The 16,128-nt window shown below is 72.1% G+C and carries 15 protein-coding genes; 11 read left to right on the top strand and 4 right to left on the bottom strand.

The genetic code is table 11. The features are described from left to right. Positions 1 to 58 precede the first annotated feature (58 nt). Entirely contained in the window at positions 59 to 958 is a 900-nt protein-coding gene (locus O7597_RS07920; RefSeq protein ID WP_269738738.1) for a lysophospholipid acyltransferase family protein, read from the top strand. 133 nt (positions 959 to 1,091) lie between these two features. Here O7597_RS07920 and O7597_RS07915 read toward each other — a convergent pair whose 3' ends face one another. After that, positions 1,092 to 1,952: a DUF5667 domain-containing protein gene (locus tag O7597_RS07915; RefSeq protein WP_281582348.1), complete on the bottom strand. Its 861-nt coding sequence runs from the start codon at positions 1,950 to 1,952 to the stop codon at positions 1,092 to 1,094. Between the two features lie 282 nt (positions 1,953 to 2,234). Beyond that, a complete protein-coding gene (locus tag O7597_RS07910; RefSeq protein ID WP_269738389.1) occupies positions 2,235 to 3,182 on the bottom strand; it encodes an ECF subfamily RNA polymerase sigma factor, BldN family in 948 nt (315 codons plus the stop codon). Between the two features lie 539 nt (positions 3,183 to 3,721). Here O7597_RS07910 and O7597_RS07905 point away from each other — a divergent pair. From O7597_RS07905 to O7597_RS07865, 9 genes are all read left to right on the top strand, one after another. Then, positions 3,722 to 5,302: an AMP-binding protein gene (locus O7597_RS07905; RefSeq protein WP_281582347.1), complete on the top strand. Its 1,581-nt coding sequence runs from the start codon at positions 3,722 to 3,724 to the stop codon at positions 5,300 to 5,302. Next, a complete protein-coding gene (locus O7597_RS07900) occupies positions 5,295 to 5,546 on the top strand; it encodes a glutaredoxin family protein (protein ID WP_281582346.1) in 252 nt (83 codons plus the stop codon). Before O7597_RS07905 ends, O7597_RS07900 begins: the two co-directional genes overlap by 8 nt. A gap of 38 nt (positions 5,547 to 5,584) precedes the next feature. After that, the gene (locus O7597_RS07895; RefSeq protein ID WP_281582345.1) at positions 5,585 to 6,253 is read left to right on the top strand and encodes an HAD hydrolase-like protein; all 669 of its coding nucleotides are present in this window, start codon (positions 5,585 to 5,587) and stop codon (positions 6,251 to 6,253) included. 338 nt (positions 6,254 to 6,591) lie between these two features. Continuing rightward, positions 6,592 to 7,362 carry a redox-sensing transcriptional repressor Rex gene (locus O7597_RS07890; RefSeq protein ID WP_164448464.1) on the top strand — a complete coding sequence of 257 codons (771 nt, stop codon included), beginning with the start codon at positions 6,592 to 6,594 and terminating at the stop codon, positions 7,360 to 7,362. Then, a complete protein-coding gene (locus O7597_RS07885; RefSeq protein WP_269738386.1) occupies positions 7,359 to 8,687 on the top strand; it encodes a glutamyl-tRNA reductase in 1,329 nt (442 codons plus the stop codon). The genes O7597_RS07890 and O7597_RS07885 overlap by 4 nt, the downstream gene beginning before the upstream one ends. Further along, positions 8,684 to 9,655 carry a hydroxymethylbilane synthase gene (hemC, locus tag O7597_RS07880; protein ID WP_281582344.1) on the top strand — a complete coding sequence of 324 codons (972 nt, stop codon included), beginning with the start codon at positions 8,684 to 8,686 and terminating at the stop codon, positions 9,653 to 9,655. Before O7597_RS07885 ends, hemC begins: the two co-directional genes overlap by 4 nt. Further along, entirely contained in the window at positions 9,652 to 11,232 is a 1,581-nt protein-coding gene (locus tag O7597_RS07875; protein WP_164448462.1) for a uroporphyrinogen-III synthase, read from the top strand. The genes hemC and O7597_RS07875 overlap by 4 nt, the downstream gene beginning before the upstream one ends. A 35-nt stretch (positions 11,233 to 11,267) precedes the next feature. Continuing rightward, positions 11,268 to 12,251 (top strand): porphobilinogen synthase, encoded by a 984-nt coding sequence (hemB, locus tag O7597_RS07870; RefSeq protein ID WP_269738384.1) that lies wholly within the window; start codon positions 11,268 to 11,270, stop codon positions 12,249 to 12,251. A 479-nt stretch (positions 12,252 to 12,730) separates the two neighbouring features. Continuing rightward, positions 12,731 to 13,237: a helix-turn-helix transcriptional regulator gene (locus O7597_RS07865; RefSeq protein WP_269738383.1), complete on the top strand. Its 507-nt coding sequence runs from the start codon at positions 12,731 to 12,733 to the stop codon at positions 13,235 to 13,237. Between the two features lie 19 nt (positions 13,238 to 13,256). On the opposite strand, the gene O7597_RS07860 is transcribed toward O7597_RS07865, so the two are convergent. Together O7597_RS07860 and O7597_RS07855 are read right to left on the bottom strand one after the other, a co-directional pair. After that, positions 13,257 to 14,273 (bottom strand): GNAT family N-acetyltransferase, encoded by a 1,017-nt coding sequence (locus O7597_RS07860; protein ID WP_269738737.1) that lies wholly within the window; start codon positions 14,271 to 14,273, stop codon positions 13,257 to 13,259. Positions 14,274 to 14,345: 72 nt separating this feature from the next. Then, a complete protein-coding gene (locus O7597_RS07855) occupies positions 14,346 to 15,701 on the bottom strand; it encodes a lytic murein transglycosylase (RefSeq protein ID WP_281582343.1) in 1,356 nt (451 codons plus the stop codon). A 56-nt stretch (positions 15,702 to 15,757) separates the two neighbouring features. Here O7597_RS07855 and O7597_RS07850 point away from each other — a divergent pair, with 56 nt between their 5' ends. Continuing rightward, on the top strand, positions 15,758 to 15,973 hold the full coding sequence (locus O7597_RS07850) for a zinc ribbon domain-containing protein (protein WP_281582342.1): 216 nt from the start codon (positions 15,758 to 15,760) through the stop codon (positions 15,971 to 15,973). Positions 15,974 to 16,128 lie beyond the last annotated feature (155 nt).

Below are 16,128 nucleotides of genomic sequence, written 5' to 3'. Positions count from 1 at the left end.
GCCCGAGGAACGACACGACGAGGCACGCCTCGACGACAGGTACGCCGTGCCGGCGCCGGTGGCCCCGGACCCGACGCGACGCAACGGCCACCGTCCGGCCGCTTCCGGCCAGGCGGGCGATGTCTGGGACCGCCGGGTCGCCGCCGGGCTGGCCTTCCTGCGCCGACGGCTGGCGGGCGACTACGAGGTGGACGAGTTCGGCTTCGACCGCGACCTGACCGGGGCGGTCTTCCATCCCCTGCTGCGCCGGCTGTACCGGGACTGGTTCCGTACCGAGGTCACCGGCCTGGAGAACGTACCCACGGACGGCGCGGGGCTGATCGTCGGCAACCATTCCGGCACCGTGGCACTGGACGCGTTGATCCTCTCCACCGCGCTGCACCACGAGCACCCGGACCACCGCTACCTGCGGCTGCTCGGTGCGGACCTGGTCTTCCGGATGCCGGTGGTCTCCGAGATCGCCCGCAAGACCGGCGGCACGATGGCCTGCAACCCGGACGCCGAGCGGCTCATGCGCCACGGCGAGCTGGTGGGCGTCTTCCCGGAGGGCTTCAAGGGCGTCGGCAAGCTGTACGCGCAACGCTACAAGCTGCAACGCTTCGGTCGAGGTGGCTTCGTCTCGGCGGCGCTGCGCACCGGCACTCCGATCATCCCGGTGGCCATCGTCGGCGGCGAGGAGATCTATCCGATGCTCGCCGACATCAAACCACTGGCCCGACTGCTCAAGCTGCCGTACTTCCCGGTGACCCCGACCTTCCCCTGGCTCGGGCCGCTGGGCATGGTGCCGTTGCCGAGCAAGTGGCTCATCGAGTTCTGCCCGCCGATCCCGACGGAGCACCTGATGGACTCCGCGGACGATCCGCTGGTCGTGTTCAACCTTGCCGACCAGGTACGGGAGACCATCCAGCAGACTCTGCACCAGTTGCTGGAGCGTCGGCCCGACCCGTTCGGCCCTTAGCCGCCAGGTGCACGGGGAAGCTTCCCCGCACGGCCGTCACCGTCATGTCGAACCGGGCGAGCGGTGACTCGCGACGAATTCCACGGCGCGACTGCCGGCGGGCCGGTCCGGGCGGGCTCGAAGCGCCGATCGGTCAGGAGCAGGTGGTGGGGATCGGGCCGAGTGTGTCGCTGGTGACGGTGAACTCCTGGCCGCAGGCGATGGCGGCCCGCACGGCGTCGGCCCGCTCGGCGACGGATTCGAGCAGCGCGAGCGATTCGCCGGTGCGCGCCCGGTCGATCCGGGAGCCCCGACCCTCCAGCGCGTTCAGCGAACGCCGCTGATCGGTGAGGAACGCGTCGACCGCGGCCAGCGCCGCGGGATCCGAGCGCTGCGCGGCCGCCCCGGTGAGCAGGCGTACGCCCTGCCGGGTGTCCGCGTCCATGTCGTCGAGCACCGCACGGTATCCACCGGGGCTGCCCCCCAACGTGGCCGCCTCGGCCAACCGGGTGCGGGCGAAGTCGAGAAAGAGCTGTCCCCGGCTGATGTCGGAGCTGGTGAGCGCGAGCTGCGCCCGTTCGGTGCCACGCTTCATGCCGTACAGCGCGTCACCGGGCACCGCGTCCTCGCTGGCGGCCGAGATACCGGAAACGGCCACGGCACCGGCGGCGATGCCGATGAGGATCGCACCGCGAGCGCGGGCCCGACGGGCGGTCACCGGGGGCAGTAGCGACCCACGACCGGAAGACACCTTCTCGGCCGGGCGGGCGGGGGCCGGCGCGCCGACACCCTCACGAACGGCGGTGGCCAGCAACATCGCCCGCAGGCCGGTGCGGAATTCCGGGTCGACCTCGGCGTCCGGCGCGTTGGCACCGAGCTGCCGGCCAAGCGTGACGAGTGGTGCGAGCCGATCGTCGTCCCTGGAACGCACGTGATGACGTCGGCCGCCGTTGGCTTCGTCGAGAAGCTGCGCGAAGCGCTCGGCGCGCCGACGGGAGAAGAGGGCGTTGTCCACCGTGGCACCTCCTCTCGCTGGTCACGGCCGGTCGGCCGCGTTCACCACCAGCGACCGATGACCTCGTGACACCACGGCGGAGGGCCGTCGTCGGCTCCGTCGCAGGTCATCCGGAGGCCCCCGAGGGCTCCCGGCCTGTCACCGGTCGCACCCGGAGAAACGCGCCGTGCCGGGGGCGGGTTACGGCCCGGCCGGCGCCGAAATTACGCAAAGTGATCGCTGTCAGGTCTGAGCGCCCGGCAGCCGACCAGGACGGGCCGCCACCGTGACGGTGCCGGAAGGTCACGGCTGGAAGCCGTCCGGAAGCAGCCGCGCCAGGGCCCGGACCGCCCGGTACTGCAGCGCCTTGATCGCACCCTCGTTCTTGCCCATCGCCCGGGCGGTCTCGGCCACCGAGAAGCCCTGGAGAAAGCGGAGCACGATGCACTCCTGCTGCTCGGGGTTGAGGCGTTTCACCGCGCTCAACAGGGCGACGTTCGTGATGTGCTCCACCACCGCCGCCTCCGGGCTGCCCTCCGGGCCTCGATCCTCCCGGTCGGCGTCGAGGACGTCGCCGGTGGTGACCTCCAGCCGGTACCGGCCGGACTTGAAGTGGTCGGCGACCAGGTTGCGGGCGATGGTGACCAGCCAGGCACCGAGGTCGCGCCCCTGCCAGGTGAAGCTGCCGATCCGCTTGAGGGCGCGCAGGAAGGTGTCCGAGGTGAGGTCCTCGGCGAGTTGCCGGTTGCCGACCCGGAAGTAGACGAAGCGGAACACCGTGTCCACGTAGCGGTCGTAGATCAGCCCGAACGCCTCGGCCTCGCCGGCCTGGGCGCGCTCGACGAGGGCCCAGACCTCGGTGGCCGGATCGGAGGGATCCGGGCGGCTCGGGAACCCGGTCGAGGTGCCGGTCGTCGCGGGCACCGCGGGAAGTACCGCGGTCTCGGTGGTGGACACCTCGGTGACCGGTGCGTCCCCACTGCGCCGAGCCTGAGCCGGCATCGTCGGGCGGTTCGGGGAGGCGACCCGCCCGCCGGCGGGCTTGGCGTTCCCACCGGGCACCGGTGGTCGATGTGGCGGCTCGTTCTGGTGGGGGCGACTGCCCACCCGGCGCGCGGCACCGTCACCCCGGACGGTGAGATTGGCCGACGCGTCCGGTGCGCCGTGGGCACCACCGCGTTCGTTGATCGGAGCGCGGGCGGCCGGTCCGGTCAGGCCGACCGGACGCTCGGCGAAGCCGAAGGTGGTCATCGCGCCGCCTCCGTTCCGCCGGTGGCCGCCGGGCCGGCGACGACCGGTCGACCGGTCGTCGCCGCGTCGGGCAGGGGGGCTCCGGGGCGTGCCGGCGGGCGGCAGATCCCCTTGAGGTGCTGGTCCAATGCGCTCAACGGCACGGGGGCCTCCTCGGGCTGAGGGGTGTCGACTCACGGCAAATGGGGTGAGCCGACCCGAGTGATGATAGGGCCAACGTCACCCGCGCGTGGCAAGTCCGTTACACAGGGCCGAAGTATTTCCTGACGTGTCGCCGACCCGGCGGACCGGTTGTCCGTCGGGTGTGGTTGACAACAGACGACTCACATGTTCCCCATTGGAACCGCTGTTCGTGCAGGTGGCGGGCGGGATCGACGGCGAATGTCGGGGTCCGGTGGAGACCGGCGACAGCACCGGGCCGGGCGTCCACGGTGCGTCGCCGTCGCACCTGCACCGCACCGTCGGTGACGCCATCCGGTTCCGTGGACGGGACTCGCGGACGTGGCCCTGCGGATCGGGCTGTGCCAGACTCAGCCACCGTGCAGGATCCTGACTCGGTCTCCGGTCCCAACCTCGCCGACCGTCTTCGCCGGGCGGCGGCCCGGCACCCGGGCAAGCCCGCCCTGCATTGGCAGGATCGGACGATCACCTGGTCCGAACTGGACGAGGCGGTGAGCGGTGCGGCCCGGGCGCTGGCCGACACGGTGCCGGGGGCCGACGCGACCCGGCCAGCGACGCGGGTCGCCGTGGCGTTGCCGAACGTGCCGGATTTCGTGATCAGCCTGCTCGGCGCGCTGCGCGCCGGACTGACCGCGGTACCGGTGAATCCCGGCCTGACCGGGCGCGAGCTGCGACACGTCCTGGCCGACTCGGGCGCGTCGGTGCTGATCGGTACCGAGCGGATCCGGGGCCTGGTGGCGGACTTGGACCTGCCCGCGCTGGTCGCGGTGCACACCAGCGCACCGACCGGCGGTGACGATCGGACCTTCCCGGTCCGGGGCGCCGACGACCTGGCGATGCTGCTGTACACCTCGGGCACCTCTGGCTGGCCCAAGGGAGCCATGCTCTCCCACGGGGCGTTGGCGGCCAACCACGAACAGATCGGCCGGATCGACCCGCCGGTGGTCGGCCCGGACGACACCGTGCTGCTGGCCCTGCCGCTGTTCCACGCCTACGGGCTGAACTCCGGGCTGGGTGCGGTGCTCCACCATGGTGCGACCGGAGTCCTGGTCGACGACGCGGGATCCGACGCGGCGCTCGCCGAGATCGCCCGGCACCGGGTGAGCGTCCTGGTGGGCGTACCGTCGATGGTGCAGGCCTGGACCCGGGCGGGTGCCGACAACCTCGCTGCGGCGATGGCCGCGGTGCGGACCGTGGTGTGCGGCGCGGCGCCGCTGGAGCCGGCCGACGCGGCGCGCTTCACCGAGGCCGCCGGGCGTCCGGTACACGTCGGGTACGGCCTGACCGAGACCGCCCCGGTGCTCACCTCGACCCTGGTCGGCGGCGAACCTCGGCCCGGCTCGATCGGCCGTCCGTTGCCCGGCGTGCAGGTGCGGCTGATCGGTGCGGACGGCACGGAGCTGTGGCGCGACGGAGTGGCCGCGTCCGACGACGATCCGGACGAGATGGACCTCACCGACCCGGCCTCGGGCACCGATCCGGGGCAGCTCGTGGTGCGTGGCCCGAACCTGTTCTCCGGATACTGGCCGGACGGCGCGGGCGGACCGGACGCCGACGGCTGGTGGCCCACCGGCGACGTGGCGTACGCCGATGCCGACGGCGACCTCTTCCTGGTCGACCGGATCGGCGAGCTGATCCTGGTCAACGGCTTCAACGTGTATCCGCACGAGGTGGAGCTGGTGCTGTCGGCCCATCCCGCGGTGGCGGAGTCGGCCGTAGTGGGTGTGCCGCACCCGAGGACCGGGGAGACTGTCCGGGCGTACGTGGTGCCTAGGCCGCAGGCCGCGGTGGCACGTGCCGAGCTGATCGACCACTGCACGCGTAACCTGGCCAGATTCAAGTGCCCGACCGAGGTCGAGTTCGTCGACGTGCTGCCGCGCTCGGTGATCGGAAAGGTACGCAAGACCCTGCTCGGTACGACGGAGGAGACCGATGCGTGAACCCCGCCTGACGCTGATCACCCGCCCCGGCTGTCACCTCTGTGCGGACGCCAAGGCGGCGCTCGACCGGGTGGTCGCGGTCACCGGCGACCGGTGGACCGAACGGGATGTCAGCGGCGACGAGGAGCTGGAGCGCGAGTACGGCGACCGGCTGCCGGTGGTGCTGCTCGACGGCAGGGAACACGGCTACTGGCGGGTCGAGGAGGAACGGCTGCTGCGCGACCTGACCACCCCGCAGCTCTGAGGCCGCCGCGCCGGGACATGGCCGGATAGGGTGCGGCGATGACCCCTGCGAGCGCTCATCTGGTGTGGGACTGGAACGGCACCCTGCTCAACGATCTGAGCCTCGTGGTGGCCTGTACCAACGCGGTGTTCGCCAGCGAGGGCGGGCCGAGCGTCACCCCCGACGAGCACCGGGTGAGGTTCCGCCGGCCGATCGCCGACTACTACGCGGAGATCCTCGGCCGCGCGGTGGACGACGACGCCTTCGGCCGGCTGGACAAGATCTTCCACGACGCGTACCGGATGGGTCTGACCACCTGTGAGCTGGCGCACGACGCCGTGGACGCGATGGCGGCCTGGTCGGGCAGCCAGTCCCTGTTGTCCATGTGGTTCCACGACGAGCTGGTGCCCGCCGTCGAGACGTACGGCCTGGCCGGTCGGTTCTCCCGGGTCGACGGGCTGCGGGCGCAGATCGGCGGCGACCGCAAGGCGGAGTCGCTGGCGCGGCACCTCGACGCGTTGGGCGTCGACGGCCGGTCGGTGGTGCTGATCGGCGACTCGCTTGACGACGCTGACGCGGCCCGGTCCGTCGGTGCCCGCGCCGTCCTCTACAGCGGTGGCTTCACCGACCGCGCCCGGTTGCTCGCCTCCGGCCACCCCGTCGCCGACTCGCTCACTGAGGCCGTGACCCTCGCCACCGGTTCCACCGACCCACTGCGGCGTTCATGAGGTTGTCGGGGGCGAAATTCGGCGTGTCGGGGCGATAACTTCACGATCGGCGAATGGGAATGGGGGGCGAGGGCCACGTGTGATTGGTCAGAGAAGTCGGGATTGAGCGATAATCGCGCGGGCACCGATGGTGAGGTGGTGATCGATCTTGTGGGATGGAGGGGCCGGTGGGGGCGCGGGCCGTGCCAGCAAGATCGCGATTTGTGCACGTCTTCACAAGCGCCTACTCTGTAATTCCGACGCGCCCCGCTAGCACAGCCGGCAACATCGGTCGCCAGCGGGAGTCCCGAAACGGCCGACCGGTGGAGTTGGTCGAGGATCGCACCGCACGGAGTCTCATGAGTCAGCACCGTCACCCTGGCGCGCCCGGTCGCGCAGGTGCCGTCCCGGCGCTCCCGGACCTGCCCGAGGCGACGGTGGCCCGGCTCCCCGAGTACCTCCGTGCCCTGCACAACCTCGCGGAAACCGGTCACGAGACGGTCTCCAGCGAAGGGCTGGCCAACGCCGCCGGAGTGAACTCGGCCAAGCTCCGTAAGGACCTGTCCCAGCTCGGCTCGTACGGCACCCGGGGCGTGGGCTACGACGTCGGGCTGCTGATCGACCAGATCGAGTACGTGCTCGGGTTGACCCAGCGCCGGGCGGTCGCCCTGGTGGGTGTGGGTAACCTCGGTCACGCCCTGGCCGGCTACGACGGCTTCGCCAGCCGTGGGTTCCGGATCGCCGCCCTCCTCGACGCCGACCAGGAGCGGGTCGGTGAGGAGATCAACGGCCTGGTCGTGCAGCACATCGACGAGCTGCCCCGGGTGGCCGCCGAGGAATCCATCGCGATCGGTGTCATCGCCACCCCGGCCGCCGCCGCGCAACGGGTGGCGGACCAGTTGGTCGCCGTCGGCGTGACGAGCATCCTGAACTTCGCGCCGTGCGTACTCTCGGTCCCCGAAGGGGTCGACGTGCGCAAGGTCGACCTGGCCATCGAGTTGCAGATCCTGTCGTTCCACGAGCACCGCAAGGCATCCCTGACCGCGCTGCCCGCCGCCGGTGGGTCCGCCCTGACCGCCCTGCCCGGTGGTCTCGCGGTCACCGAGAGCCAGGAGGCGATCGGCACGTGAAACTCCTCGTCGTGGGCGCGTCCTACCGCACCGCACCGGTCGCCACCCTGGAACGACTCGCGGTGTCACCCAGCGGGCTCGACCGCACGCTGGGTCGGCTGGTCGCGCAGCCGTACGTGAGCGAGGCCGTCCTCGTCTCCACCTGTAATCGGGTGGAGGTCTACGCGGTGGTCTCCGGCTTCCACGGCGGCCTCGGCGACATCTGTGCCGTACTCGCCGAGCAGGCGGGCTGCCAGCCCGCCGCGCTGGCCAACCACCTCTACGTGCACTTCGACTCGGCTGCGGTGGATCACGTCTTCCGGGTCGCCGCCGGCCTGGACTCGATGGTGATCGGCGAGGCGCAGATCCTCGGGCAGCTACGTGACGCCTACCACTGGGCCAGCGCCGCCGACACCGCCGGCCGGCTGCTGCACGAGCTGATGCAGCAGGCGCTGCGGGTGGGAAAGCGGGCCCACTCGGAGACCGGCATCGACCGCGCCGGTCAGAGCGTGGTGACCGCCGCGCTGGGACTCGCCGCCGGTCACCTCGACGACGACCTCACGGGTCGACCCGCACTGATCGTCGGTGCCGGAGCGATGGGCTCGCTGGGCGTGGCGACGCTGTCCCGGCTCGGCGCCGGACCGCTGACGGTGACGAACCGGAGCACCGACCGCGCCGTCCGGCTGGCCGAGTCCTACGGAGCCGGCGCGCGACCGATGGCCGAGTTGGCCGACACACTCGCCACGGTGGACGTCGTGGTGGCCGCCACCGCCTCGCCCGAGCCGGTCCTCACCCGCGAGGTGGTCGCCGCCGCGACCGCCGACCGCGCCCCCGGGCGTGGTCCACTGGTCCTGCTCGACCTCGCGGTGCCGCGAGACGTCGGCCCCGGCGTCGCCGACCTGCCCGGCGTCGAGGTGATCGACATCGACCGGATGGCGGCGCTGCTCGCCGACGGCCCGGTCGCCGCCGACGCCGCCGCCGTCGAGCGGATCGTGGCCGGCGAGGTCGAGTCCTTCCTCTGCTGGCTGCGCGGTGCCGACGTGGCGCCGACCGTCGCCGCCCTGCGTGGCCGGGCCGACGACGTGGTCACCGCCGAGCTGCGCCGGCTCGCGCAACGTCGTCCCGACCTCAGCGACGACCAGCGTGCCGAGGTGGCCCGTACGGTGCACCGGGTGGTCCAGCGGTTGCTGCACCAGCCGACCGTCCGGGTCCGTCAGCTCGCCGCCGAACCCGGCGGCGACCAGTACACGGCCCTGCTGCGGGAACTGTTCGACCTCCAGGTCCCGCAGACCTCGCCGGTGGACACCGTGCCCGACATCACCCCACCCACCGGAGGCGACCGATGAACGAGGCCCCGCTGCGCCTCGGTACCCGGGGCAGCAAGCTGGCGATGGCCCAGTCGGGGCAGGTCGCCGAGGCGTTGACGGCGCGTACCGGACGTCCCGTGGAACTGGTCGAGGTGGTGACCGCCGGCGACCGGTCCAGCGCGCCGGTGCACCGCCTCGGGGTGGGCGTGTTCGTCTCCGCACTACGTGACGCGCTGGTCGCCGGGACGATCGACTTCGCGGTCCACTCCTACAAGGACCTGCCCACCGCGACCGCGGCGGGGCTGCACATCGCCGCGGTGCCGCCGCGCCAGGATCCGCGTGACGCCCTCGTCGCCCGCGACGGCAGGACGCTCGCCGAACTTCCGCCCGGCGCGGTCGTCGGCACCGGCGCGCTGCGCCGGATCGCCCAGCTGCACGCGCTGGGCATGCCACTGTCGGTCACCCCGATCCGGGGCAACATCGACACCCGGCTGGCCCGGGTGCTCGGCCCGGAGGCCGACCTGGACGCCGTCGTCCTGGCCCGGGCGGGCCTGACCCGCATCGACCGCGCCGACGCCGTCACCGAGACGCTCGACCCGATGCTGATGCTGCCGGCCCCGGCTCAGGGAGCCCTGGCGGTGGAATGCCGGCTCGACGACACCGACCTGGTCGAGTTGCTCGCCCTGCTCGACCACGCACCGTCACGCGCCGCGGTCACCGCGGAGCGGGCGATGCTGGCCACCCTGGAGGCCGGATGCTCCGCTCCGGTCGCCGCCTACGCCGAACTCGCCGAGGGCGACAACGGCGATGAGATCTACCTGCGCGGGGCGGTGATCAGCCCGGACGGTACGCACGAGGTCCGGCTGTCCCGCACCGGTACGCCCGCCGACGCGGCGGAGATCGGTAAGGCACTCGCCGCCGAACTCCTCGACCTCGGCGCCGACTCGATCCTCGGCCCGCAAGGACACGACGGCCCGGGGACCCAGCAATTTGGGAGCACAGAATGACCCGCACCCGTAAGCCCGTAGGCCGTATCGCGTTCGTCGGGGCAGGACCCGGCGACCCGGGCCTGCTGACCCGCCGGGCGCACGACGCCCTGGTCGGCGCCGACCAGGTGGTGTACGACCGGGGAGTACCCGAGTCGCTGCTCGACGTCGTCCGGGCCGAGGCCAGCTCCGATGCCCAGTTCACGCCGGCCGAGGGCGCGCCGGGCGATGTGGCCAAGATCCTGATCTCGGCGGCCCGCTCCGGGCAGAACGCGGTGCACCTGGTGGCCGGCGATCCGTTCGGGCACGACTCGGTGGTCAAGGAGGTGCAGGCGGTGGCGCGTACCGCCGCGCACTTCGAGGTGGTTCCCGGGGTCGGCCAGGCCGAGGGGGTGGCCACCTACGCGGGCGTGCCGCTGCCGGGCGTACGCACCGCCGCCGACGTCGAGGACGTCAGCGTCCTGGACTTCGACGCGCTGGCGGCGGCCGTGCAGCGCGGTTCGCTGGCGCTGGCGGTCGACGCCGGTGACCTGGCCGCGATCCGTGACGGGCTGCTGGCCGCCGGCGTGAACGGCGCCACCGACGTCGGAGTGACCGGGGACGGCACCGGGGAGACGCAGTACACCACCACGTCGACCGTGGACTCCTTCGTCGCGGCGGCTCTCGGTTTCACCGGCCGGGTCGTGCTGACCGTCGGCGACGGTGTTGGTCAGCGGGACAAGCTCAGCTGGTGGGAGAACCGCCCGCTGTACGGCTGGAAGGTGCTGGTGCCCCGCACCAAGGAGCAGGCCGGCGCGATGAGCGCCCGGCTGCGGGCGTACGGGGCGATTCCCTGTGAGGTGCCGACCATCGCGGTGGAGCCGCCGCGTACCCCCGCCCAGATGGAGCGGGCGGTCAAGGGCCTGGTCGACGGCAGGTACGCCTGGGTGATCTTCACCTCGGTCAACGCGGTGCGGGCGGTCTGGGAGAAGTTCGCCGAGCACGGGCTGGATGCCCGGCACTTCGGCGGCGTCAAGATCGCCTGTATCGGCGACGCCACGGCCGACGCCGTCCGGGCCTTCGGCATCCAGCCGGAGCTGATTCCCTCCGGTGAGCAGTCCTCCGAGGGGCTGCTGGCCGAGTTCTCGCCGCACGACGAGGTGCTCGACCCGGTCGGCCGGGTGCTGCTGCCGCGTGCCGACATCGCCACCGAGACGCTCGCCGCCGGGCTCACCGAGCGCGGCTGGGAGGTCGACGACGTGACCGCGTACCGGACCGTCCGGGCCGCTCCGCCGCCCGCCGAGATCCGGGACGCGATCAAGTCGGGCGGGTTCGACGCGGTGCTGTTCACCTCGTCCTCCACGGTCCGGAACCTGGTCGGCATCGCCGGCAAGCCGCACACGCGTACCGTTGTCGCTGTCATCGGGCCCAAGACGGCGGAGACCGCGACGGAGTTCGGCCTGCGGGTCGACGTCCAACCGCCGCACGCGTCGGTGCCCGATCTGGTGGAGGCGCTCGCCGGCTACGCCGTCGAGCTGCGGGAGAAGCTCGCCGCGATGCCGGCGAAGCAGCGCCGTGGCTCGAAGGTCCAGGGGCCGACCGCGCTGAGGTTCCGGTAGCCGTTCCGGCTCCGGCTGGTCGTCAGGGAGGGTTCATGGCGTACCCGGAGATGCGGCCCCGTCGGCTGCGCCGCACCGCGGCGATGCGTCGGCTGGTCGCCGAGACCCGCGTCGACCCGGCCGAGCTGGTCGTGCCGATGTTCGTCAAGGAGGGGCTGACCGAGCCGCGGGCCATCGCCTCGCTGCCGGGGGTGCTCCAGCACTCCCGTGACTCGCTGCGCAAGGCGGCGGTGGAGGCGGTGCAGGCCGGCGTCGGCGGGATCATGCTGTTCGGCGTGCCCGCGTCGCGCGACGAACGTGGCTCCGGCGGCATCGACCCGAACGGCATCCTGAACGTCGCGATCCGGGACGTGGTCGCCGAGGTGGGCGACGCGACGGTGGTGATGAGTGACCTCTGCCTGGACGAGTTCACCTCGCACGGGCACTGCGGGCTGCTCACCCCGGCCGGCGAGGTGGACAACGACGCCACCCTCGCCGCGTACGCCGAGATGGCCGTGGCCCAGGCCGCCGCCGGGGTCGGGGTGGTCGGGCCGTCCGGCATGATGGACGGTCAGGTCGGGGCGGTACGGGCGGCACTCGACGCGGCCGGTCACACCGACGTGGCCGTCCTCGCCTACGCCGTGAAGTACGCCTCGGCCTTCTTCGGCCCCTTCCGGGACGCTGTTGAGTCGGCGCTGGAGGGGGACCGACGGGCCTACCAGCAGGATCCGGCGAACCTGCGCGAGTCGCTGCGCGAGGTCGCGCTGGACGTCGCCGAGGGTGCCGACATGGTGATGGTCAAGCCGGCGCTGCCGTACCTCGACGTGGTGTCGGCGGTCCGCGCCGCCGTGGACGTGCCCGTGGCGGCCTATCAGGTCTCCGGCGAGTACGCGATGGTCGAGGCGGCCGCCGCGAACGGCTGGATCGACCGGGAGCGGGTGATGCTGGAAACCCTCACCTCGATCCGCCGCGCCGGTGCCCAGATCATCCTCAGCTACTGGGCTGTCGAGGCCGCCCAACTGCTCCGCCAGCGTTACTGACCCTCCTCGACCCCGAGCAGGCGACAACGCTGACGGCTGACGGCTGACGGCTGACGGCTGCGCTGTCGCGGCGGCCTGTTCACTCGCCAACCCCGTCCGCACTGGTGCGACCATCGACCGAACCGGTGCCATCGCCCTGAGTAGTTTCTCTCCACCCCTGTGGTTGTTCTCCCCCCGTCCTTTGCTCTGCTTCAACCCACGCACAGCGTGCAGAGGGTAGTTGCCGGCGTGCGACAACCGCGATCTCAACTTCCCTTCGCCGCTGGTCAGAGCCTGTTGCGTGGGTTGAAGCAGAGCAAAGGGCGTGGAGGTGTTAGGGGAGGGCTCGGAGGGAGACGACACGTCCGCCACTCACCGTGATTGTTGCTGAGGGTAGCGGACCGCTAGCCGGGCCGGGGTCAAGGCGGAGGGCTCGGGATATCCACAGGTTTTTCCACAGGGGTTGCTGCCCTGGTTCGTGCAGCGGCACGCTCGGGCGCATGTCCAGTGTCTTGGAGCCGCCGGATCTCGGCCCCACGGTCGGTCCCTTTCCCATCGCCGGTCTGGTGCGACGTGCCCGCCGGATCGTCGGGCTCAGCCAGCTGCGGATGGCCCGGTTCGCCAAGGTCGCTCCGTCGACCGTTGCGCGGGTCGAGGCGGGCAGCTTGACGCCGAGCCTGGCCGTGCTGGAGCGGCTGCTGGGCGCGGCCGGTCTCTACCTCGTGGCCGTCGACCAGGAGGGGCGGGTAGTGCTGCCGATGGAGGTCTGGGACGACACCCGGGACGGCGCGGATCGTCGCTACCCGGCGCATCTCAACACGATTCTCGACCCGGAACCGGGCGAGTGGTGGGCGGACATCTACGGCCTGGCTCGACCGCCGGAGACCTACCACCGTTCCCGGGCCGACCGGGAGGCACGGCGGCGCCGTAGTCAGTGGGAGGTGCGGGTGGCCAAGTACCGTAACGTGCCACCTCCGCCTGACCCGCGTACCTGGTACCGGAACTGACGGCGGCGGAGGCGACCGGTCAGCGCGTCGCGTCGAGGCGGTGGACCAGCTCGGCGACGTCGATGCTGTATTCGCACCAGTCCCGGTCGGTGCGGTAGCCCAGCTCAGCGTTGACCTTGAGCATGGCCTCGTTGGCCTGCGCGTTCCAGGTCTGCACCTCAGTCAGTTGCGGCTCGGCCGAACGCAGTTCCAACAGCATCCGAGCCTTTATCGCCCGGTCGATGCCGTAGCCCCGGTGATCCTGCACCACGATCGTGTCGTACTGGTCGGCGCGGGTCGGATGCTGGGCCGGCACGACCACCTCGGTGAGGCCGGCCACCTCACCGGTCTGCTCGTGCAGGGCGAGCACGATGTACGGCTTCATGCCCCGTCGGTGCAGGCAGTCGAGGCTGTCCCGGAGCCGCTGCGGATCGTACGAGCTGGGTCGTAGCTCGCCGTCCTCGATGTCCCGGATCTCGGCCTTGGCCCGCGCGTACGCCTCGATCAGCTCGTCCGGCGGGCCACCGGGGTGGAACTGGACGCGGTAACCGGCGCCGAGCCCGGTCGACATCTGCGCCAACTCGGCCCAGTCGACGCCGGAGAGGTCGAGGACGCTGCGGGTCTCCACGTACTCCCGACCGAAGCCGAGCGATTCGTAGAAGGCGACGGCGGGAGTGTCGCCGACCACCTCCACCCCGATCGACTCGAAGCCTTCCTGGTAGACCCGGCGGGCCGCGCGCAAGACGAGATCACGGCCCAGACCACTGCGCCGCGCGGACGGGTGGACCAGGACCTCCAGCACACCGATGTTGCCGAGCAGCAGCACGTGCACCTGACCGAGGATGGCTCCCGGAGCGCCGTCGACGTCTGGATCCTCCTGCGCGATCCAGGAGATCCGCCGTTCGCCCGGCATCACCTCGGCGAGGTATTCCCGCAGAGAACTCTCCCGCCACGGCGGATCCTGCGGAAGATCGGCCGCCAGGACCGCGTTCAGCGTGTCCAGCAGCGACGCGATCTCGGCGGACGACGCGGTCCTGGGGTCCCACTCGCGCACCATCACCCGTCTAGCTTGCCGTCATCCGCAGCCGGGGGGAAGTGTCCAGTTCTCCAATGTATGCGGACGATCACTTCACGTGCGACTGGCCTGTCCGTACCGGTTGGCGGCGTCGAAGACGTCCTGGGCGTACCTTCGGACATCGTTGTACGACAGGATCGCGTTCCACCAGTCGCCCGGAATGGTGAGGTTCCGGCCGCCCTTGCAGAGGTACATCCCGGCCGCGAGCGCGGCGTCGTGGATGTTGTGCGGGTCCTTACGGCCGTCGTTGTCCGCGTCGGCGCCGATCTCCTCCCAGGTGGTCGGGATGAACTGCATCGGCCCGATCGCCCGGTCATAGGTGGTGTCGCGGTCCAACTCGCCCCGGTCGGTGTCGGCGATCCGCATCCGGTTGCCCTGACCGTCCAACGGCAGACCGATGATCTCCGGGACAGCCCTGCCGTCCGCGCCGAGCTGGGCGTTGTTGGCCTGTCCGTGGCGGGACTCGACCAGACCGATCGCGGCCAACGTGGTCCAGCTCAGGCCGCAGGCCCGGTCGGTCTCGGCGAGCACCAGCTCGGCGTAGCCGTACGCCTGCATGGCGATCGGGTCGATCCCGACCTTGGCGCCGGTGTCGCGGGCCCAGCCGGCCAGGGCGTCGGACGGGCGTCCATCGACCGGCCCGGCGGTGCCCGGTGGGGTCACGCCGGGCGGAAGGGTCGCGGTGGGGGGCGGGAACTGCCCCGGTGGCGGCACCTGACCGGACGGCGTCAGGTCGCTGGGCAGCGCGTCGGCGGTGGCGTCGACCGCCACCGGACGCGGAGCGCCAAGGGTGGCGGGCACCACCAGCGCGCCGGCCGTGGCGGTCGCGGCGACCAGGACGAGCAGGAACACGCCGGGCAGGGTCAGTCGGCCGCTTGGCCGGCGCGACCAGGCGCGGGTCGCCCGGGCCGCGGCGCGGGGCCCGGGCAGGCGTACGGCGGGCCCGAAGCGCACCCGGCGGCGCCGGGCTGCCGGTGCGCCGGACTCCGGAGTGGACTCCTCGACAGTGGTCTTCGGCGTCGATTCCGCGTCGGGGACAGCCTCCGGCGCGGTCGTGGCGCTGCCCTTCGGGCCGTCCGGCGCCGTGGTGCCGGCGGTCGGGGCGCGGTCCGCCGTGGTGCCGGCGGCGGGGGTGTCGGCGGCTGGCGTGGTGCTGGCCGCCGCGCCGCCATCCGTCCTGTCGGGAGCCGTAGCGTCGCCCGTGGTGCCGGCGGCGTTGTCGATGGCCGCCGCCGGAACCGGGTCGGTGGGGGCCGGTGCCGGGTCGTCGGCGGGCTTGCCGGAACTCAGCCAGGGGCGGCGGGGACGGGGCAGCCTGGTTGCCGGCCCGTCGGGGCCGGCGCCGGGGTCGGCGCGCGGCGTGGCCGGTCGCAGGGGCCGCAGGGTGATGCGCTCTTCGCCGTCTGCCACCCGTCGAGTATCACCCATGTCTTCGCCGACGTCAGGTCCGGTCGTAGGCTGACGGCATGCCCCGGTACGAGTTCCGTTGTCGCGCCTGCGGCGCCACCTTCGAGGTCAACCGTCCGATGGCGCGGGCCGGTGAGCCGGCGTCCTGTCCGGAGGGGCACGCCGACACGGTGAAACTGCTCTCCACGGTCGCGGTCACCGGCCGTGGTGGCGGGTCCGGCGCCTCGTCCGCACCCGCCGGTGGCGGCTGCTGCGGTGGCGGCTGCGGCTGCTGACCACGCCGGGACGGTTGGTCGACGGGTGGTACGGGTGGCTGCCGGCCTTGCCCGGACGCAGGGTCCGATGGCACCTTGGGTCGGAGTCTCGGCCGGCCGTTCTCACGATGCGTGATGATCCGGTCTCGGGAAGTATGGTGCCGAGACCAGGGGGG

The sequence above is a fragment of the Verrucosispora sp. WMMC514 genome (assembly GCF_027497295.1).
GTDB lineage: Bacteria > Actinomycetota > Actinomycetes > Mycobacteriales > Micromonosporaceae > Micromonospora > Micromonospora palythoicola.
This window is presented reverse-complemented; position numbering and strand designations above follow the sequence as displayed.